Below are 18,446 nucleotides of genomic sequence, written 5' to 3'. Positions count from 1 at the left end.
AACACCACCCCCCCGCCACTTTTTTTCTTTTCGTTTATTTCTTCCCCCCCGCCCGGGCGGCGACCGCCCAAAACTAAAAACGATGGGGGGGCGCCAAGGCAGGCATGAAAATGGCCGATAAACAGCAGTTCGCGTGCGGCCAAACGTTTCCTGCCCCAAAAGCCTTCGGTCAGTTTGACCTCGTCGAGCGAAGCGTTTGAGCCGCGCTTCAACGGGAACAACTGCTTGTCGAGGCAACCGAGGACATGGGCCTTGGCGGAGTCGATGCCGCAGACCTTGCCATTGTTGTTCAGCCTGTCGGTGCGAAGCGCTGATGTCATGTGATCCGTGTTGCGCATCAGAAAGCTCACCTGGGCTTTCGAATAGCCGGTTGCCAGAAGACGGCTCGTCATCGCCAAACGGGCTTCACGATAGGACTTCGGGCTGCACTGGCCGGCGCTAAAGGCCACCGACGGTTGGGTCAGGAACAGGGCCACGCCCGTGAACACAATGACAAGCCGCATTCCGTTCATTCCGGCTCCCAAATGTGATGCTGCCTCAAAGCGCCTTCACCGCCACCTTCACCGGCTGCTCGATCTCCAGCGGGTTGCGCAGCGGCAGGCCGAAATCCCCGGCCTCGATCTCGAACACGTCGCCGGCCTGAGTCTTGATGCCGTCGGCAAAGGACAGCGTCGCCGTGCCGAACATGTGCACATGCACGTCGCCCGGCTGGCGGAAGGCCGAATATTTGAAGTGATGATGTTCGAGATTGGCGATTGTGTGCGACATGTTCGCTTCGCCCGACAGGAACGGCTTTTCCCACAGCAAATTGCTGTCGCGATAGATTCGCGATGAGCCCCTGACGTCGGCCGGCAGGTCGCCGATCAGGATTTCCGGCCCGAACGAGGCGTTGCGCAGTTTGGAATGTGCCAGGAACAGATAGTTCACCCGCTCGGTAACATGATCGGAAAACTCGTTCGACAGCGTGAAGCCGACGCGGAACGGCGCGCCGTCGTCGCCGATGACATAGATGCCGGCGATTTCCGGCTCCTCGCCGGCGTCCTGCGCAAAGGCCGGCGACATCAGTGCGGCGCCCGGCGCCACCGCCATGGTGCCGTTGCCCTTGTAGAACCATTCCGGCTGCACGCCGGTCTGGCCCTTGGCCGGCTTGCCGCCTTCGAGCCCCATGCGGAACATCTTCATGGAATCGGTAAGCTGCTCCTCGCCGCCATCGCTGAGCTTCTTGTGCATGGAATCGCGCGTCGCCGCCGAGCCGAGATGGGTCAGGCCGGTGCCGGTCAGATGCAGATGCGCAGGATCGGGATGGTTGATCGGCGACACCAGCCGGCCCTTCTTGTAGACGGCGTCGAGGTCTATCGCTTCACCGAACCCCTTGCGCTCGATCAGCGCGGCGAGGCCCGTTCCGGTGCGCGCGGCTTCCATGGCCAGCGAATAGACGCTGCGGGCGCCGTTGATGATCCTGGTCTTGCCGCCGCCATTGCGGGCGACGACGCGGATGGTCTCGGCGTCGTCGAGGATCTGGGAGATTAGCATGATGAAATCCTCTCTCATGTGCCTTGGCCGGGTTGCCCCTTGGCAAACCTTGACCTGCGCGGCTCGGACCTCGCCGCGCCACGGGTTGAACTCTTCGTCCGGATTGCGCTCGCGAGCTCCATCCCTCGGGGGACTTCTTATGCCGACAACTTGCCGGCTGCGCCGCGACCGTATGCCTCCTGCTTGCCTCGCCTGAAGCTTGTCAGGCCTTGTTCTTGTTGTAGACGTCGAAGATCACGGCGCCGAGCAGCACCAGGCCTTTGACCACCTGCTGCCAGTCGACATTGACGCCCATGATCGACATGCCGTTGTTCATCACGCCCATGATGAAGCCGCCGACGACCGCCCCGATGACCTGGCCGACGCCGCCCATCGCCGAGGCGCCGCCGATGAACACTGCGGCGATGACATCGAGCTCCGAGCCGAGACCCGCCGCCGGCACCGCCTGGCCGAGACGAGCCGCGATGATCAGGCCGCCAAGCGCCGACAGCACGCCCATATTGATGAACACCATCAGCGTCAGCCGCTCGGTGTTGATGCCCGACAGCTGCGCCGCCTTGGGATTGCCGCCCATGGCGTAGATGCGCCTCCCGATGGTCATGCGCTTGGTGACGAAGACGAACAGCGTGATCAGCACGCCCATGACCAGCAGCACCACCGGCAGGCCGCGGTAGCTGGCAAACTCATAGACCAGGAACAGCGCCAGCGCGCTGGCGACCAGCGTCTTGACCACGAACAGGGTGAAGGGCTCGGCCTCATAACCATGGCGTTCTCGTTTGCGCCGGGTGCGGACCCCGAAATAGGCATAGGCGAGCACGGCGATCAGCCCCAGCACGACCGTCGTCATGTGCAGGGTCACGCCGCTGCCCATGATGGTCTTGCCGGCTGCGTTCACGACCGGCGGGACGAGCGTCAGTGGGCCGATCACATCCGGGATGAAGCCGGAGCTGAGCATCTTGAAGTCGTCGGGAAGCGGACCCACCGACGAGCCGCCGCCAAGCAACGCCTGGCAAATGCCGCGGAAGATCAGCATGCCGGCCAGCGTGACAATGAAGCTCGGTATCCGGTGATAGGCGATCCAATACCCTTGCGCGGCGCCGATCAGGCCACCCGCGACCAGGCAGACGATCGAAACCACCAGGGGATTGCTCAGCGGTCCGAGTTGCCAGATGACCATCATGTTTGCCGCCAGCGCGCCAATGAAACCGGCGACCGATCCGACGCTGAGGTCGATATAGCCCGATACGATCACCAGCAGCATGCCCAGCGCCATCACGATGATGAAGGAGTTCTGCTGCACCAGATTGCTGAGGTTGACCGGCTTGAACAACGTCCCCGACGTGGTGAACTGGAAGAACAGCATGATGACGATCAGGGCTATGATCAGTCCGTATTCGCGTAAATTCGTCGCCAGCGCCGAGACGGCGATGCGCGGGCGCTGTTCGTCGGCGACGTTGCCCTGCGGGGCGGGGGCGCTTTCGGTGCTCATGCTGCTTTTCCTTCTCCCCGGACGATGGCGCGCATTATCTTTTCCTGGCTTGCTTCCGCCGCCGGCATTTCGCCCACCATGCGCCCTTCGTTCATGACGTAGATGCGGTCGGTAATCCCCAGCAATTCCGGCATTTCCGACGAGATGACCACGATCGCCTTACCCTCCGAGGCAAGGCGCGCGATGATCGTGTAGATTTCATACTTGGCGCCGACATCGATGCCGCGTGTCGGCTCGTCGAGGATCAGCACGTCAGGGTCGGCAAACAACCATTTCGACAGCACCACCTTCTGCTGGTTGCCGCCGGAAAGATTGCCGGTCATCTGATAGACGCTTGACGCACGGATATTGGTCTTCTTGCGATAGTCGTTGGCGACCGCAAGTTCGCGCATGTCGTCGATCACGCTGTGGCGCGACACGCCGTCGAGATTGGCCAGCGTAATGTTATGCTTGATATGGTCGATGAGGTTGAGGCCGTAGGTCTTGCGGTCCTCGGTGACATAGGCGATGCCGTGTTGGACCGCCTTGCTTACCGAGGAGACATCGACCGGCTTGCCCTTGAGCAGCACTTCGCCGGTGATGCGGCGGCCATAGGAGCGGCCGAACAGGCTCATGGCGAATTCGGTGCGGCCGGCGCCCATCAGCCCGGCGATGCCGACCACCTCGCCCTTGCGCACATTGATGTCGATGCCCTTGATCACCTGCCGCTCGGCATGGAGCGGGTGATAGACCGACCAGTTCTTCACCTCGAACACGACTTCGCCGATCTTGGGCTCGCGCGGCGGATAGCGGTCGTCTAGCGAACGGCCGACCATCGAGGTGATGATGCGGTCTTCGGAGATATCCTTCTTGGCCAGCGTCTCGATGGTGCGCCCGTCACGGATGACGGTTACCTTGTCGGCGACCCGGTTGATCTCGTTGAGCTTGTGCGAGATCAGGATCGAGGTCATGCCTTGCCGCTTGAATTCGAGCAGAAGATCGAGCAGCGCCTGGCTGTCTTTCTCGCTGAGCGACGCGGTCGGCTCATCGAGGATCAAAAGCTTGACGTCCTTGCTCAGCGCCTTGGCGATCTCGACCAGCTGCTGCTTGCCGACGCCGATATTGGTGATCAGTGTCTTGGGGTCCTCCTTGAGGCCCACCTTCTTCAACAGGGCAGCGGTGCGCGCCTCGTTGGCATCCCAGTCGATGACGCCGTATCGGGCGTTTTCGTTGCCGAGGAAGATATTTTCGGTGATCGACAGCATCGGCACCAGAGCAAGTTCCTGGTGGATGATGACGATGCCCTTGTGTTCGCTGTCATGAATGCCTTTGAACTGGCATTCCTGACCCTGAAAAATGATCTGGCCGTCATAGGTGCCGGCGGGATAGACGCCCGACAGGACCTTCATCAGCGTCGACTTGCCGGCGCCGTTCTCGCCAACCACGGCGTGGATCTCGCCTTCCTCGACGCTGAGGTTGACGTTCGACAGCGCCTTCACGCCGGGGAAGGTCTTGGTGATGTCGCGCATCTCCAAAATCGTCGAGGCCATGGGAACTACCGCTCCTTGAGAGGTTGGCAAACACTGCCGGCGAGGTCGGTAACAATACCGGGCTCGCTGGTGAACGAAAAGGGGCCCTGCGTTGCGCAGGACCCCTGATTTTGTAACCGGGATTACTTCAGTTCGTCGGCCTTGATGTAGCCGGAGTCGACGACCAGTGCCTGGTAGTTCGACTTGTCGACCTCATGCGGCGTCAAAAGGATCGAGGGAACGACCTTGACGTCGTTATTGTAGGTCTTTTCGTCGAGGCCGTCCGGCTTGCCGCCCGAGAGCACCTTGTCGACGAGCTCGACGGTGGCCTTGGCCAGTTCGCGGGTGTCCTTGAACACGGTCGAGTATTGCTCGCCCGTGATGATCAGCTTGACCGAAGCAGTCTCGGCGTCCTGGCCGGTCACGATCGGCCACGGCTGGGCGTCGGTGCCGTAACCCACGGCGCGCAGCGAAGCGGTGATGCCGCGCGACAGGCCGTCATAGGGCGAAAGAACGCCATCGACGCGGCTGCCGTCCGAGTAGTTGGCCGACAGCAGGTTGTCCATGCGCGCCTGGGCGGTGGCGGCGAGCCAGCGCAGCGTGCCGACCTTGTCCATGCCGGTCTGGCCGGACTTGATCTTGATCGAGCCGTCATCGATCAGCGGCTGCAGCACCGAGATTGCGCCGTTGTAGAAGAAGAAGGCGTTGTTGTCGTCCGGCGAGCCGCCGAACAGTTCGACGTTCCACGGCTTGGTGTTCGGGAAGCGCTCCTTGAGGCCCTTGACCAGCGAGTTCGCCTGGATCACGCCGACGCCGAAATTGTCGAAGGTGGTGTAGTAATCGACATTGGCGGTCTTCTTGATCAGGCGGTCATAGGCGACGACGACGACGCCGGCGTCAGCGGCCTTCTGCAGCGCGTCCGACAGGGTCGTGCCGTCGATCGAAGCGATGATCAGCGCCTTCGGGCCCTTGGTGATTTCGTTTTCCAGCTGGCTGAGCTGGTTGGGGATGTCGTCCTGCGCGTACTGCAGGTCGACCGTGTAGCCGAGAGCTTCGAGCTGGGACTTGACGGCATCGCCGTCATTGATCCAGCGCTGCGAGGTCTTGGTCGGCATCAGCACGCCGACAAGACCCTTGTCGGCTGCATGCGCCGAGTAGGTCATGGCAGCGATGCCAAGGGCCGCGACGGCGGCCAGTGTCTTGATGATTTTCACGTAAAACTCTCCCTGGTTGATGGACGCGACACCTCGGGGCTTCGCGGGCCGCGCAGTCGGGCGGATGCGCCAAAGCGCCGCCGCCGTCATAATCGATCTCCGGTATCCTCCCAATCGGCCCTCAGATTTAAATCGATACGATTTTGCTCGTCATCGACCGTCAAGTCTTGAGGACGCGCGAAAGTGTGACCCTTTGCCATAACTGTCAAATGCGATCTTCGGTGGTTGCTATACCAAAACCGGTATATGACTAAACCGGGCTGGAACAGCGGCGGAAGCGGGAAAAGGCATGGCGGCTTTACGAGGTCCTCAGGGAATTTCAAGCGGTTACGATGAATTGCCCGGCGATGGCGAGACACTTCTGCGCAGCGGCTTGAGCCTGCGTCACATGCGCATGATCGCAGCACTCGACGATCACGGTCGGGTGAGCGCTGCCGCCCAGGTGATGAACATCTCGCAGCCGGCGGCCTCGCGCATGATTTCCGAGATGGAAGCGGTGCTTGAGGTCAAGCTGTGCGAAAGGCTGCCGCGCGGCATCACGCTCACCCCTTACGGCAAGGCGCTGGCCCGGCGCGCGCGCTCGATCCTGCTTGAAATGCGCGAGGCCGACCGCGAAATATCGGAGCTCAAGGCCGGCAAGGGCGGCTCGGTGTTCCTTGGCGCGGTGACGGCGCCGGCGATCGAACTGGCGGTCCCGGCGATCCGCGAGATACGCCGCCTCTATCCGCGCATCGAGATTACCATGCAGGTCGAGACGTCGAATGTGCTGGCGCGCGAACTGATCGCCACGCGCCATGATTTCATCATCGCCCGTGTCCCCGAAGACCTCAATCCGCGCCTGTTCGAATCGCGCGTCATCGGCGTCGAGAAGGCCTGCCTGATCGTGCGCCGAGGCCACCCGCTGAGCAACGGCCATCCTCTAAACAATGGGAAGGCGGTGAGGCTGGAGGACACCGCCGCCTTTGACTGGGTGTTCCAGTCGGGCGGGTCGCCGCTGCGCCAGGCGATGGAGAGCAATTTCCTGAACCGCAACATCGCCCTGCCGGACCGCATCCTCAACACCTCGTCGCTGCTGCTCACACTGGTCATGGTGGCGCAGTCCGACGCCATCGCCCCGGTGTCGATCCAGGTGGCAAAATTCATCCAGAACCCCGACGGTCTCGCCGGCGCCATCGATGTCGTCCAGACCGAGTTCGACATCGAGGTCCGCCCCTACAGCCTGATCACGGTGAAGAACCGCGTGCTGTCGCCGGCAGCCAAGATGCTGCACGATTTTATCTTGCGGGAAGTGGGATAGGAACTGGAGCGGGTAGAGGGAATCGAACCCTCGCGTTCAGCTTGGGAAGCTGACAAGCTACCATTACATCATACCCGCGTCGGCCTCTCGATATCATGATGGGCATGCTTCGGGCAATCGCCCTTGGACAGCTCTTCGGAAACGGCTGTTGGAAACCCGACCGATTGCGCCGGTCCGCCTGCCTTGATGCGGGCGCAGCAAGTGCGTATTCGTGGGTTTGTACCCCGAATCCGGGCACACCAATCTGGAGGCAGCCCCTTGTCCACAGTGACGCGCTTTCTCGGTGACTCGCCCGTCAGGGTGATCGTCAAGCTGCTGGTCGTGTCGTTCCTCGTCGGCCTGGTCATGAATGCGTTCGGCTGGACGCCGATGGACGTCTTCTACCGCATCCAGGGTTTCTTCATCGATCTGTGGAACCTCGGCTTCAACGCGGTCTATCGCTTCTTGGGCTATATCCTGCTCGGCGCCGCGATCGTCGTGCCGGTGTTCATCCTGCTCAGGCTCGCGAACTACCGGAAGTGAAGCGGAGGCATGATCCCGAAAAGTGGCAACCGGTTTTCGGAAAAGATTGTGCTCAAACCGAAGGCCACTCAGGCAAAGTCCGACGCCACCTCGAACAGGATGGCGTGGCGCGCGGCCAGCGCTGCGACATCGGTCGAATAGCCGCCGCCGATGACACCGCAGACCGGGATGCCCAGCGCGCGGAAATGACCGATCACCATGGCGTCGCGGGCACGCACGCCGTCATCGCTGAGCGATAGCCGGCCGAGCCGGTCCTCGGCATGCACGTCGACGCCGGCATTGTAGAAGACGATGTCCCAGTGCGCCTTGGCCGAGAGCTCCGGCAGGAGGGCGCCCAGCCGCTCGAGATAGGCGCCATCGCCGGTGCCGTCCGGCAGCGCAACGTCGAGATCGGAGGCAATCTTGCGCACCGGATAATTGCGCTCGCCATGCATGGAGAAGGTGAAGGCGCGTGGTTCGTCACTCAGTATATCCGCCGTGCCGTCGCCCTGATGCACATCGAGATCGACGATCAGGATTTTTTGGGCGGAACCTTCGGCTAGCAGCACCAGCGAAGCGACGGCGACATCGTTGAAAGTGCAGAAGCCCGCGCCTTGCGCATGCCGCGCATGGTGGCTGCCGCCGGCAGTGTTACAGGCAATGCCGTTGATAAGCGCCAGCCGTGCGGCCAGCACCGTACCACCGGCGGCGAGTTGCGCCCTGAGCGAAACGCGCGGACCCACGGGAAAGCCGATCTCGCGCTCGATCTTTTCAGGCACCGAACACGTGATGACTTGGTCGACATAATCAGCCGCATGGGCGAGCTTCAGCCAGGAGGCCGGCGCCGGCTCCGGCATCGACAGCGCATCGGCGTGGATCAGACCACTGATATGCAAGGCCTGCATCAGCAGCGGATATTTGCTCATCGGAAAGCGATGATTGACGGCGAAGCCGGCATCGTAGTCGGGGTGATGGACGATCTGCAGGGGCATGGCTAAAGCAATTCCAGCAAAGTGTGCAGCGGTTTTCGCAGGAGAGCGCGTAGCGCTTCCCCTTGGGAATTGCTTAAAACCAATACTCGGGTCCGGCGGGCTCGCGCCAGAAGAACATTTCGGTTGGCCGTCACGGCAAGAGTGATTGCGCGGTGGCCGGAAAATGGGGCACATCGGCTGTTCGATCAAGCCGCAATCAGCAAGGCAGCAATCCCCTGGACACGGGTGCAACCCCAGCCGACGCGAGACCCTTCGCCGTCACCAACCGTTCGGTGCTCGCCATCGCCGTGCCGATGACGCTCGCCTATCTGACGACGCCGCTGCTTGGCATCGTCGACACGGCTGTGGTCGGGCAGTTCGGCGATGCCGCCCTGCTCGGCGGCCTGGCGGCCGGGGCGCTGGTCTTCGACGTCGTCTTCAGCACCTTCAATTTCCTGCGCTCCGGCACCACCGGCCTCGTCGCCCAGGCGTTCGGGCGCGGCGACGAACTGGAGGAGCAGGCGGTGTTCTGGCGCGCCGTGCTGATCGCGGTCGCCGCCGGCATCGTGCTTGTCGTCCTTGCGCCGCTGATCGCCATCGCCGGCCAGAAATTCATCGGCGGCGAGGCGCGCGTCGGCGAAGCGATGGGCGTCTATATCCACATCAGAATGCTCGCCGCCCCCTTCACGCTGATCAACTACGCCATCCTCGGCTATGTCCTTGGGCGCGGCGAGGGCGGGATTGGGCTGATGCTGCAGGCGGTGCTCAACGGCATCAACATCGTGCTTTGCATCCTGCTCGGCCTGAAGCTTGGCTGGGGCGTCGCCGGCGTGGCCTGGGCGACCGTCACCGGCGAATGTCTGGCCATGCTGTTGGGTCTCGCCATCGTTGTCTGGCGGTTCCGGGCCGCACCCCGCCTGCCGCGGCATCGCCTGCTCGACATGCCCGCTTTCCTGCGCATGCTGTCGCTCAACCGCGATATCATGATCCGCTCGTTCTCGCTGCTCGCCGCCTTCGCGCTGTTCACCCGCCAAGGCGCGCAGTTCGGCACGCTGACGCTGGCCGCCAATGCCGTGCTGATGAACTTCTTTCTCGTCGCCGGCTATTTCCTCGACGGTTTTGCCACAGCCGCCGAGCAGTTGGCGGGACGCGCGATCGGCGCACGCGCCGAGACGGCGTTCCGCCGGGCGGTGCGTCTGACCTTGTTCTGGGGGTTCGGCCTCGCCGGAACCGCCACGCTGATCTTCTGGCTCGGCGGCGCCGGCCTGATTTCGTTGATCACCACGTCGCCGGATGTTCGTGCTGTTGCCGACATCTATCTGCCGTGGGCGGCACTGACACCGCTGAGCGGCGTGCTGGCCTTCCAGATGGACGGCGTCTTCATCGGCGCTACCTGGTCGCGCGAGATGCGCAACATGATGCTGGTGTCGTTCCTGGCCTTCAGCGCCGCATTGTTCAGCTTGGCGCCGTCTCTCGGCAATCACGGCCTGTGGGCGGCGCTGCACGTTTTCCTGCTGGTGCGCGGCTTCAGCCTGCTGGCCGTCCTGCGGCTCCGGTTGCGCACGGCGTTTTAGAGCGGCCTGGCAGCCCACTCATCGAGCCGGCTGTCGCGCAGTTCGCGCAATGATTTCAGCCGCTCCTTGTCGGCAAATCGCACCATCCCGGCAAGGATGCGCCCCGGCAGCGCCGGCCCGGCATAGATCATGCCGGTGTAGAGCTGGACGAGATCGGCGCCGGCGCGGATTTTTTCCAGCGCGGTCTCGGCCGAATCGACGCCGCCGACGCCGATAATGGCGCGCTCCGGCCCGAGCAATTTGCGCATCTTGGCCAGCACGATGGTCGAGCGTTCGAACAGCGGCTTGCCGGAGAGCCCTCCGGTCTCGCTGGTGGTGCTACGCAATCCGGTCCGCGCCAGCGTCGTGTTGGAGACGATGACCCCGTCGATCTGCTTTTCGCTGACCTCGGCGGCGATGTCCTCCAGCTCGGCCTCGACCAGATCAGGTGCGATCTTGAGGAAGATTGGTGGCTGGGCCGATGCCGAGGCACGCGCCGATACGACGCGAGCCAGAAGTTCGCCGAGCTGTTCGCGTGCCTGCATGGTGCGCAGGCCGGGCGTGTTGGGCGACGAGATGTTGACGGTGAGATAGCTGGCGTATTTCGCAAAACGGGAAACGCCCAACTCATAGTCACGGACACGATCGGCGCTGTCCTTGTTGGCGCCGATGTTGACGCCGACAATGCCGACGCGTCCTTTGCGGGCGGCAAGGCGCATCTCGGCCGCTTCGTGGCCCCCATTGTTAAAACCCAGCCGGTTGATCACCGCGTCATCCTCCGTCAGCCGGAAAATGCGCGGCTTCGGATTGCCGGCCTGCGGCAGCGGCGTCACGGTGCCGACTTCGGCAAAGCCGAAGCCGAGGCCAAGCAGCGCGTCAGGCACCTCGGCATTCTTGTCATAGCCTGCGGCCATGCCGAGCGGATTGGGGAAGGCGATGCCACAGAGGCTGAGCTTCAACCTGTCGTCGCGCACCGTCCGCGCGCCGACCGGCAGACCGCATCGCAGCGCCGCGATCGACATGCCATGCGCCGTTTCCGGATCGAAGGTGAACAGCAGTTTCTGGCCGATGCGATCGAACACGATCATTCGGCCTCCAGCGCCGGGAATTGATGGGCGCCGTCGGCCCCGAGCGGCAGTGGCCGCACCCACAGCACGGCGCTCATATCGAGCACGCCATAGAGATGCGGGAACAGCGCGCCGCCCCGCGAGACCTCGTATTTCAGCGCGTCACCGAGCAGCGCCCCGTCGATGGCGATCAGCAGCAAATCCATCTGGCCGGCGAAATGCTTCGCCGCCGTCTCCCTGACCTGATCAGCGGTGGAGAAATGGATGAAGCCGTCGGCGATATCGATCGGAGCGCCGGTGAAACGGCCGTTTTTCTCGGCCTCGCGCCAAAGCGCTTCGGGCGCGATCTTGTAGATAATCTGAGACATGGTTGCGCTATAATCCGAACCGATCATGCGGGGAAGGGCAACTCGTCCGCATTTACGGCGCAAAGCTGTGATAGGTTGCGCATACTGGCTCGTGGAGGATGGAACATGCGTCTGCAGCACATACTGATCCCCGCCGCACTGGTCTCGCTGGTCGCGGCGTCGGCCTGGTCCGAAGAGACCGACCACTACCGGCTGGAGAAAACGGCCAACGGCTATGTCCGCATGGATACCCGGACCGGCGCCATGTCGATCTGCGAGGAGCGCTCCGGCCAGCTCGTCTGCAAGATGGCCGCCGACGAACGCGCCGCCTTCCAGGACGAAGTCGACCGTTTGCAGGCCTCGATGAAGGCAATGGACGAACGCGTCGCCAGGTTGGAGAATTCGCTGTCGGCCCGTCTCGAGTCGAAATTGCCGAGCGAAGAGGATTTCGACAAGACGATGAGCTATATGGAGCGCATGCTGCGTGGCTTCATGGGCATCGTCAAGGAGATGGACAAGGACAATGGCGACGGCGCCAAGCTCAACTCGCAAAAGACCTGAGCTGCCCGGCGCAAAGTGCCGTCCGGCCATTGCCGCTTGAAAACAAAGCGCTTCGCCGCATAATCGTCCGATCCCGTAAAAGCCGTCAATCGATAACGAAGTTTGGGCAACAACGGGATTTGGGGAGGAACATTTGCCGTCGGGCTACACCTTCGTCATTGCCGACGACCATCCGCTGTTCCGCGGCGCCTTGAAAGAGGCGCTTGCCGGCGTCGGCGATGTCGCCGCCATTCACGAGGCCGGCGATTTCGAAAGCGCCAAGGCCCTGGTCGTGGCCAATGAGGATGTCGACCTGGTGCTGCTCGACCTGTCGATGCCGGGCGCCAGCGGCCTGTCCGGTCTGATCGCGTTGCGCGGCATCCACCCGGCGGTGCCGCTGGTGGTGGTGTCGGCGCACGACGACCCGGTGACCATCCGGCGCGCGCTCGATCTCGGCGCGTCCGGTTTCATCTCCAAATCGGCCAGCATGGAGGAAATCCGCAGCGCCGTGCAGACGGTGCTGGCCGGCGACATCGCAGCACCCGTCGGCATCGACCTCGGCGTCGAGCGCGACCCCGAAATATCCGACCTGATCAAGCGGCTGCAGGCGCTGACGCCGCAGCAGACGCGTGTCCTCGGCATGCTGGCCGAAGGCCTGCTCAACAAGCAGATCGCGTACGAACTCAGCGTCTCCGAAGCGACGGTCAAGGCGCATGTCTCGGCCATCCTGCAAAAGCTCGGCGTCGACAGCCGCACCCAGGCGGTGATCCAGCTGTCCAAGATCGGCAGCGATCCGTTGCAGCCAGCAGGCTAAAGCGCATCGCGCTGAACGGATTCATGCGACCCGCTTTAGCTCTTGTTCGATGCATGTCGTGGTCCCAGAACCGGGGCACACTTCTGGGCGACATGCATTGAACCCTACTCGGCCGCCGATGCCAGCGGCCTGACCCTTGCCATCATGGAACGCAGCACGGCCGGCTTCAGCGGCTTGTTGATCACCGGCACGTCCAGGGCGGCGGCAGCGGCACGGACCTCGGTGGAGCGGTCGGCGGTGACCAGCACGGCCGGCAGGTCCGAACCATGGATGTCACGCAGGCGGGCGATGATGTCGAGGCCGCTTCTGCCATCGAGATGATAGTCGGCAAGCACGATGTCGGGACGATCGGCCCTGCCAAAATCCTCCGAACCCGAAAACGTGCCGATGCTGCAGCCCCAGCCCTCGAGCAGAAGCCGCATGCCGTCGAGGATGCGGGCGTCGTTGTCGATGCACATGACGCGCAGGCCGGCCAGCGAATTCGCGGTGCGGGCAGGCGCCTTCGGCTCGACCTCGCGCCGCGGCGCCTCAACCGCCGCAACCGGCAGGATAACGGAAAAGCGCGTACCCTTGCCCGGGTTGGAAAAGATCTGGATCTCGAGCCGCAGCACCCGCGCGATGCGGTCGACGATGGACAGGCCAAGGCCGAGACCTTCGGCCTCGCGCGCGCCTTCGTCCAGCCGGGTGAACTCGTTGAAGACCGTGTTCAGCTTGTCGCCGGCAATGCCGATGCCAGTGTCGATCACCTGGATTTCGGCGAGTTCGCCGCGCCGTCGCACGCCGACCAGGATGCGGCCATGGGGGGTGTACTTGATGGCGTTGGAGACCAGGTTCTGGATCAGCCGGCGCAGCAGGTTGCGGTCCGTCAACACGCTGAGCGACGAGGCTATGATCGTCAGATCGAGTTTCTTTTCGGCGGCGAGCGGCTGAAAATCATTGCCGATCTGGCGCAGCAGCCCGTCCAGGCGGAAGGCGCTGTCATCGGGTTTCATCGCGCCGGCGTCGAGGCGGGAAATGTCGAGCACGGCGCCCAGGATCGTTTCGACCGATTCCAGCGAGGATTCGATGTTGATAGCAGCCTTCCCGGCCGGGCCCTTGCCGGCCTTTTCGATCAGCGACGAGCAGTAGAGACGGGCGGCGTTCAGCGGCTGCAGGATGTCGTGGCCGGCGGCGGCGAGGAAGCGCGTCTTGCCCAGATTGGCCTCCTCGGCCAGCATCTGCGCCTGCGCCAGCTCCTCATTGACCCGGGTCAACTCCTCGTTGACCCTAGTCAGTTCGATGGTCCGCGTCTTGACCCGCTGCTCCAGCGATTCATTGGCCCGCTTCAGCGCCAAATCCTGTTCGACGCGTCCTGATATGTCGGCATAGGTGGCGACGATTCCGCCGTCCGGCATCGGGTTGGAGCGCAGTTCGAGGATACGGCCACTGGTCTTCAACTCCATCTGCCATGGGCTGACGAAGCTGGTCAGCCGGTTGAGCATCGCCACGCGCTGGTCGGCCGGAATATCGCCGCGCTCGGCGAGGTGGCGCAGGATGCGGTCGAGCGACACGCCGACCTGGCCCATCTCGTCGGGCAGGTCGAACAGCGCGCGATATTGTCTGTTCCAGCAGATCAGACGAAAATCGCGGTCGAATACGGTGATGCCCTGCTCCATCTGGTCGAGCGCGATCTGCAGCAGGTCGCGATTGTGCTGCAGCGCTTCGGTGGCGTCGTCGAGCAGGCGAAAGGCGTCCTTGGACTCGCGGTCGTTGCGGCGAAACAGCAGCGACAGGATCAGCCGCGCCGAAGACGAGCCGACCGCGCTCGCCAGCAGCTGCTCGGAAAAGCGGATGACATCCATGCTGGCCTGCTCATTGCCGTGCAGCGAGACGCCATTGCTTTTCTCGAAGGATTGGAAGGAGCGCTCGGTGCGCTCGACGCCGAGGTAGCGCGAGATGGTGTCCTTCAGCACGTTGACGGTGATGGCGGTGCGGAAGCGGCGCAGGCTGGGCATCGGGCCGGATTCGCGCGGCACGAAGATCGACGCCTGGATCCGCTCCAGCGGCACTGACGCGCGCGACAGCGAGCCGAGCACGAAGAACAGCGTGTTGACCGACAGGCTCCAGAGCACGCCGTGGTTCAACGGTTCGGCGACGGTGCCGAACAGAGCCTGCGGCCGCAGCGCCTCGAAACCGAACAACCCCTGCACGACGATGTCCGCGTCGGCTGCCGAGAGCGACGGCAAAAGCAGCGTATAGCCCCAGACGAGGATGCCGGCGACCATGCCAAGGGCCGCGCCGCGGCCATTGGCGCCGCGCCAGATCAGCCCGCCGATCAGCGCCGGCGCGAATTGGGCGATTGCCGCGAACGACATCAGGCCGATCGACGACAGCCGCGCCGAGTTGGTGCTTTCGCGGTAGTAGAGGAAGGCGATGAACAACAGGATGAAGATGGCGCCGCGCCGCACGTTGAGGATCAGCGTCGACCAATCCTCATTCTCAGAGGTCGTGGTCTTGAGCAGGCGGCGCACGAACAGCGGGATGACGAGGTCGTTGGAGATCATGATCGACAGCGCCACGCTTTCGACGATCACCATGGCGGTCGCCGCCGACAGCCCACCGATGAAGGCGGCCATGGCGAGGAAGTCATGGCCGCCGAACAAGGGCAGCGCCAGCACATAGAGGTCACTGGTGGTTTTGGCGCCGACCAGCGCCAGGCCGGCGAAGGCGATCGGCAGCACGAACAGGTTTATCGCCACGAGATAGAGCGGAAACACCCAGGTCGCGGTGCGCAGTTCGGCCTCGCCGCGGTTCTCGACGATGGTGACGTAGAACTGGCGCGGCAGCATGATGATGGCAAAGCCGCTCAGGCAAGTCAGCACCAGCCAGGTGGCGAGCGAGGTGTTGTAGCCCATGGCTTGCCGCACCTGGCTGTTTTCGGCCAGCTTGTCGATCATGTCGCCCGGGCCACCGAAGATCAGGAAGGTGACCATCAGGCCGATCGCCAGGAAGGCGGCGAGCTTGACCACGGTTTCGACCGCCACCGCCAGCACCAGCCCGTCCTGGTGCTCGGTGGCGTCGGCATGGCGGGTGCCGAACAGCACCGCAAACAGCGCCAAGAGCATGGCCACCACCAGCGAGATGTCGCTGACGAAGGGATCGAAGGAGGGCGGCGATCCCGTATAATGCTCGACCATCAGGCCTACCGAACCGGAGATCGCCTTCAATTGCAGTGCGATATAGGGCACCGCGCCGATGGTGGCGATCAGCGTGGCGATCGCCGAGACGGCAAAGCTCTTGCCGTAGCGCGCGCCGAGGAAGTCGGCGATCGAGGTGATCTTCTCGCTCTTGGCCAGCCGCACGATGCGATTGAGCAGCGGAAAGCCGAACACGAACACCAGCACCGGCCCGGTGTAGATGCCCAAAAATTCGAGGCCGCGCTCGGACGACAGGCCGACCGAGCCGAAGAAGGTCCAGGAGGTGCAGTAGATGGCGAGGCTGAGCGCATAGATGAAGGGCCGGGCGCGGCCGGGTCCCAGCGCCGTTGAACGCCGGTCGCCGAGGCTGGCGATGACGAACAGCAGCGTTACATAGGCGACCGCAATGATGACGATGAACCAGCCCTGCACGGCCCGAAAATCCTCCTAGGCCAGCTTTCACCCCGGCCTGCCCAGAGGCAATCACAGCTCTAAGGTCAAGTCCATCGCGGCTTTCCGGCGCATGGCCGCGACGCCGCCCTGTCGAACCGTGACCTAAGGTAAGGAGAAAGCGGTGTTTTCCAGCTTTTGCTTCTGTTGCAACCGCAGGTTTTTGTTATGGTGCGCACGGGCCGACGCCGGAGGGACGGCGGCAGCGCGGTCCGTCATGACAAGGAGGGTCGAATGCTGAAAGAATTCCAGGAATTCATTTCCAAAGGAAATGTGATGGACCTTGCGGTCGGCGTCATCATCGGCGCGGCCTTCAGCAAGATCGTCGATTCTCTTGTGAATGACATCATCATGCCTTTCATCGGCGCACTTGGTGGCGTCGACTTTTCCAACTACTTCATAGGCCTCTCATCAACAGTGCATTCGACCAATCTTGCCGAAGCGCGTAAGGAAGGCGCGGTGTTCGCCTACGGCAATTTTATCACCGTGGCGCTGAATTTCGTCATCCTGGCTTTCATCATCTTCCTTATGGTCAAGGCCGTGAACAACATGCGCAAGCGGCTCGAGCGCGAGAAGCCGGCCGCACCTGCGGCTCCGCCGCCGGCTGACGTCGCACTGCTCACCGAAATTCGCGATCTCCTCGCCAGGAAATAGACAAGGCCAGATTTCTGGACCAAAACCCCGGTCGTTCGCGGCCGGGGTTTTCTGTTGCCGTATCTGCTAAGAGCATCCGCCAATGCATGTCGCCCATAAGTGCGCAGCGGTTCTGGATAATGACATGCATCAAAGCAGACATCAAAACGGACCTGTTCATGACCCTGATCGATAGCTTGCGCGCCGAAGCGGTGGCCGCCCCCGAAAGCGGCATTGTCGCCGTCGTCAATTACGGCCGTACGCGCGAGGGCATGATCCCGCTCTGGGCCGGTGAAGGCGATTTGCCGACGCCTGCCTTCATTTCGGAAGCCGCCGCCAAGGGGCTCGCCAATGGCGAGACCTTCTATACCTGGCAGAAAGGCATTCCGGAGCTGAGGCAAGCGCTTTCTCGCTACTATGCCAGGCATTTCGGCAAGAGCTTCGCCGAAGAGGAATTCATCGCCACCGGTTCCGGCATGCATGCCATTCAGTTGGCATTAGCCGCGGTCGCCGGCAGCGGCGACGAGGTGGTCTATCTCTCCCCGGCCTGGCCGAATTTCGCCGCCGCCGCCGGTATTTCCGGCGCTACCCCGGTTGCGGTCACGCTCGACCAGTCGGGCAATGGCTGGTCCTGCGATGTCGACAAGATTGCAGCCGCGGTCACGCCGCGCACCAAGGCGCTGTTCGTCAACACGCCATCGAACCCCACCGGCTGGACGGCCGATAAGGAAACGCTGCAGGCGATCCTGAATCTCGCCCGCCAAAAGGGCCTGTGGATCATCGCCGACGAGATCTATTCGCTGTTCCACTACGGCCACGGCCGTGCGCCGTCCTTCCTCGACATTTCGACCGCGGAAGACCGCATCCTGTTCGTCAACTCCTTTTCCAAGAACTGGGCGATGACCGGCTGGCGCGTCGGCTGGATCAAGACCCATCCCGAGCTGCAGCAGGTGTTCGAGAACCTGATCCAGTATTCGACCTCAGGCGTCGCCCAGTTCATGCAGCGCGGCGCCGTCGCGGCGCTGGACCACGGTGATGCCTTCATCGTCGAGCAGGTGGAGCGCGCCAGGAAAGCGCGCGACCTGGTCTGCGATATTCTCGGCGCAACCGGCAAAGCGCGCTTCACCGTGCCGCAAGGCGCGTTCTATTTGTTCTTCACGGTAGACGGCATCACCGATCCGCGCCGGGCCGCTTTCGACATTGTCGACAAGGCCAATGTCGGCCTCGCGCCGGGCACCGCCTTCGGCCCTGGCGGAGAGGCGTTTTTGCGCCTGTGCTTCCACCGCCGCCTCGACCAGCTCGAGGAAGCGGCACACCGGCTGGCGGGATGGATGAGGACGGTTTGAGGTTAAA

At 63.0% G+C, this 18,446-nt stretch carries 16 protein-coding genes and 1 tRNA gene; 7 read left to right on the top strand and 10 right to left on the bottom strand.

Annotation, left to right across the window (positions count from 1 at the left end):
* The 5 genes from NKH35_RS10245 to chvE all read right to left on the bottom strand — a co-directional run.
* Window positions 1–512, bottom strand: a 512-nt coding sequence (locus tag NKH35_RS10245) for a hypothetical protein (protein WP_352914351.1), incomplete at its 3' end; no start/stop codon positions are given.
* Between the two features lie 25 nt (window positions 513–537).
* On the bottom strand, window positions 538–1,533 hold the full coding sequence (gene araD1, locus NKH35_RS10240; RefSeq protein ID WP_023669636.1) for an AraD1 family protein: 996 nt from the start codon (window positions 1,531–1,533) through the stop codon (window positions 538–540).
* 202 nt (window positions 1,534–1,735) lie between these two features.
* The gene (mmsB, locus tag NKH35_RS10235) at window positions 1,736–3,022 is read right to left on the bottom strand and encodes a multiple monosaccharide ABC transporter permease (protein WP_023669637.1); all 1,287 of its coding nucleotides are present in this window, start codon (window positions 3,020–3,022) and stop codon (window positions 1,736–1,738) included.
* Window positions 3,019–4,551 carry a multiple monosaccharide ABC transporter ATP-binding protein gene (gene mmsA / locus NKH35_RS10230; protein ID WP_023696689.1) on the bottom strand — a complete coding sequence of 511 codons (1,533 nt, stop codon included), beginning with the start codon at window positions 4,549–4,551 and terminating at the stop codon, window positions 3,019–3,021. The genes mmsB and mmsA overlap by 4 nt, the downstream gene beginning before the upstream one ends.
* A gap of 122 nt (window positions 4,552–4,673) precedes the next feature.
* Window positions 4,674–5,744 (bottom strand): multiple monosaccharide ABC transporter substrate-binding protein, encoded by a 1,071-nt coding sequence (gene chvE, locus NKH35_RS10225; RefSeq protein ID WP_023681943.1) that lies wholly within the window; start codon window positions 5,742–5,744, stop codon window positions 4,674–4,676.
* A 289-nt stretch (window positions 5,745–6,033) separates the two neighbouring features.
* On the opposite strand from chvE, the gene NKH35_RS10220 reads away from it, so the two are divergent.
* Window positions 6,034–7,041 (top strand): LysR family transcriptional regulator, encoded by a 1,008-nt coding sequence (locus NKH35_RS10220; RefSeq protein WP_023681942.1) that lies wholly within the window; start codon window positions 6,034–6,036, stop codon window positions 7,039–7,041.
* Window positions 7,042–7,045: 4 nt separating this feature from the next.
* Here NKH35_RS10220 and NKH35_RS10215 read toward each other — a convergent pair.
* Window positions 7,046–7,119, bottom strand: a tRNA-Gly gene (locus NKH35_RS10215).
* Between the two features lie 180 nt (window positions 7,120–7,299).
* Here NKH35_RS10215 and NKH35_RS10210 point away from each other — a divergent pair.
* Window positions 7,300–7,563 (top strand): DUF6460 domain-containing protein, encoded by a 264-nt coding sequence (locus NKH35_RS10210; protein WP_023696688.1) that lies wholly within the window; start codon window positions 7,300–7,302, stop codon window positions 7,561–7,563.
* Window positions 7,564–7,631: 68 nt separating this feature from the next.
* Here the strand turns inward: NKH35_RS10210 and NKH35_RS10205 are convergent, their stop codons facing one another.
* On the bottom strand, window positions 7,632–8,534 hold the full coding sequence (locus NKH35_RS10205; protein ID WP_023732406.1) for a histone deacetylase family protein: 903 nt from the start codon (window positions 8,532–8,534) through the stop codon (window positions 7,632–7,634).
* Window positions 8,535–8,749: 215 nt separating this feature from the next.
* Between NKH35_RS10205 and NKH35_RS10200 the strand changes: the two genes are divergently transcribed.
* Entirely contained in the window at window positions 8,750–10,087 is a 1,338-nt protein-coding gene (locus tag NKH35_RS10200; RefSeq protein WP_352521692.1) for an MATE family efflux transporter, read from the top strand.
* Here NKH35_RS10200 and NKH35_RS10195 read toward each other — a convergent pair.
* Both NKH35_RS10195 and NKH35_RS10190 read right to left on the bottom strand, forming a co-directional pair.
* Window positions 10,084–11,154, bottom strand: coding sequence for a quinone-dependent dihydroorotate dehydrogenase (locus tag NKH35_RS10195; RefSeq protein WP_352914348.1), 1,071 nt, complete (start codon window positions 11,152–11,154; stop codon window positions 10,084–10,086). The two genes, NKH35_RS10200 and NKH35_RS10195, sit on opposite strands and share 4 nt — an antisense overlap.
* Complete coding sequence (locus tag NKH35_RS10190) at window positions 11,151–11,501, bottom strand: DUF952 domain-containing protein (protein ID WP_023669645.1); 351 nt, start codon at window positions 11,499–11,501, stop codon at window positions 11,151–11,153. Before NKH35_RS10190 ends, NKH35_RS10195 begins: the two co-directional genes overlap by 4 nt.
* Before the next feature lie 105 nt (window positions 11,502–11,606).
* Here NKH35_RS10190 and NKH35_RS10185 point away from each other — a divergent pair, with 105 nt between their 5' ends.
* Both NKH35_RS10185 and NKH35_RS10180 read left to right on the top strand, forming a co-directional pair.
* Entirely contained in the window at window positions 11,607–12,041 is a 435-nt protein-coding gene (locus tag NKH35_RS10185) for a hypothetical protein (RefSeq protein WP_352914346.1), read from the top strand.
* Window positions 12,042–12,174: 133 nt separating this feature from the next.
* Window positions 12,175–12,834 carry a response regulator transcription factor gene (locus NKH35_RS10180; RefSeq protein ID WP_023806886.1) on the top strand — a complete coding sequence of 220 codons (660 nt, stop codon included), beginning with the start codon at window positions 12,175–12,177 and terminating at the stop codon, window positions 12,832–12,834.
* Between the two features lie 104 nt (window positions 12,835–12,938).
* On the opposite strand, the gene NKH35_RS10175 is transcribed toward NKH35_RS10180, so the two are convergent.
* Window positions 12,939–16,442 carry a PAS domain-containing hybrid sensor histidine kinase/response regulator gene (locus NKH35_RS10175; RefSeq protein WP_352496853.1) on the bottom strand — a complete coding sequence of 1,168 codons (3,504 nt, stop codon included), beginning with the start codon at window positions 16,440–16,442 and terminating at the stop codon, window positions 12,939–12,941.
* A 252-nt stretch (window positions 16,443–16,694) separates the two neighbouring features.
* Between NKH35_RS10175 and mscL the strand changes: the two genes are divergently transcribed.
* Together mscL and NKH35_RS10165 are read left to right on the top strand one after the other, a co-directional pair.
* On the top strand, window positions 16,695–17,114 hold the full coding sequence (gene mscL, locus NKH35_RS10170; RefSeq protein WP_023726824.1) for a large conductance mechanosensitive channel protein MscL: 420 nt from the start codon (window positions 16,695–16,697) through the stop codon (window positions 17,112–17,114).
* A gap of 158 nt (window positions 17,115–17,272) precedes the next feature.
* Window positions 17,273–18,439: a pyridoxal phosphate-dependent aminotransferase gene (locus NKH35_RS10165; protein WP_023669650.1), complete on the top strand. Its 1,167-nt coding sequence runs from the start codon at window positions 17,273–17,275 to the stop codon at window positions 18,437–18,439.
* Window positions 18,440–18,446 lie beyond the last annotated feature (7 nt).

Source organism: Mesorhizobium sp. M1143, assembly GCF_040318435.1.
Classification (GTDB): domain Bacteria; phylum Pseudomonadota; class Alphaproteobacteria; order Rhizobiales; family Rhizobiaceae; genus Mesorhizobium.
The sequence above is the reverse complement of the archived record's forward strand: the minus strand, read 5'-3'. Positions and strand labels throughout refer to the sequence as shown.

Excerpts from the sequence above, each read along its gene's own strand:
- araD1 (WP_023669636.1), bottom strand. The coding sequence starts at position 1,533 with ATGCTAATCTCCCAGATCCTCGACGACGCCGAGACCATCCGCGTCGTC.
- mmsB (WP_023669637.1), bottom strand. The coding sequence starts at position 3,022 with ATGAGCACCGAAAGCGCCCCCGCCCCGCAGGGCAACGTCGCCGACGAA.
- mmsA (WP_023696689.1), bottom strand. The coding sequence starts at position 4,551 with ATGGCCTCGACGATTTTGGAGATGCGCGACATCACCAAGACCTTCCCC.
- NKH35_RS10220 (WP_023681942.1), top strand. The coding sequence starts at position 6,034 with ATGGCGGCTTTACGAGGTCCTCAGGGAATTTCAAGCGGTTACGATGAA.
- NKH35_RS10205 (WP_023732406.1), bottom strand. The coding sequence starts at position 8,534 with ATGCCCCTGCAGATCGTCCATCACCCCGACTACGATGCCGGCTTCGCC.
- NKH35_RS10195 (WP_352914348.1), bottom strand. The coding sequence starts at position 11,154 with ATGATCGTGTTCGATCGCATCGGCCAGAAACTGCTGTTCACCTTCGAT.
- NKH35_RS10190 (WP_023669645.1), bottom strand. The coding sequence starts at position 11,501 with ATGTCTCAGATTATCTACAAGATCGCGCCCGAAGCGCTTTGGCGCGAG.
- NKH35_RS10185 (WP_352914346.1), top strand. The coding sequence starts at position 11,607 with ATGCGTCTGCAGCACATACTGATCCCCGCCGCACTGGTCTCGCTGGTC.
- mscL (WP_023726824.1), top strand. The coding sequence starts at position 16,695 with ATGCTGAAAGAATTCCAGGAATTCATTTCCAAAGGAAATGTGATGGAC.
- NKH35_RS10165 (WP_023669650.1), top strand. The coding sequence starts at position 17,273 with ATGACCCTGATCGATAGCTTGCGCGCCGAAGCGGTGGCCGCCCCCGAA.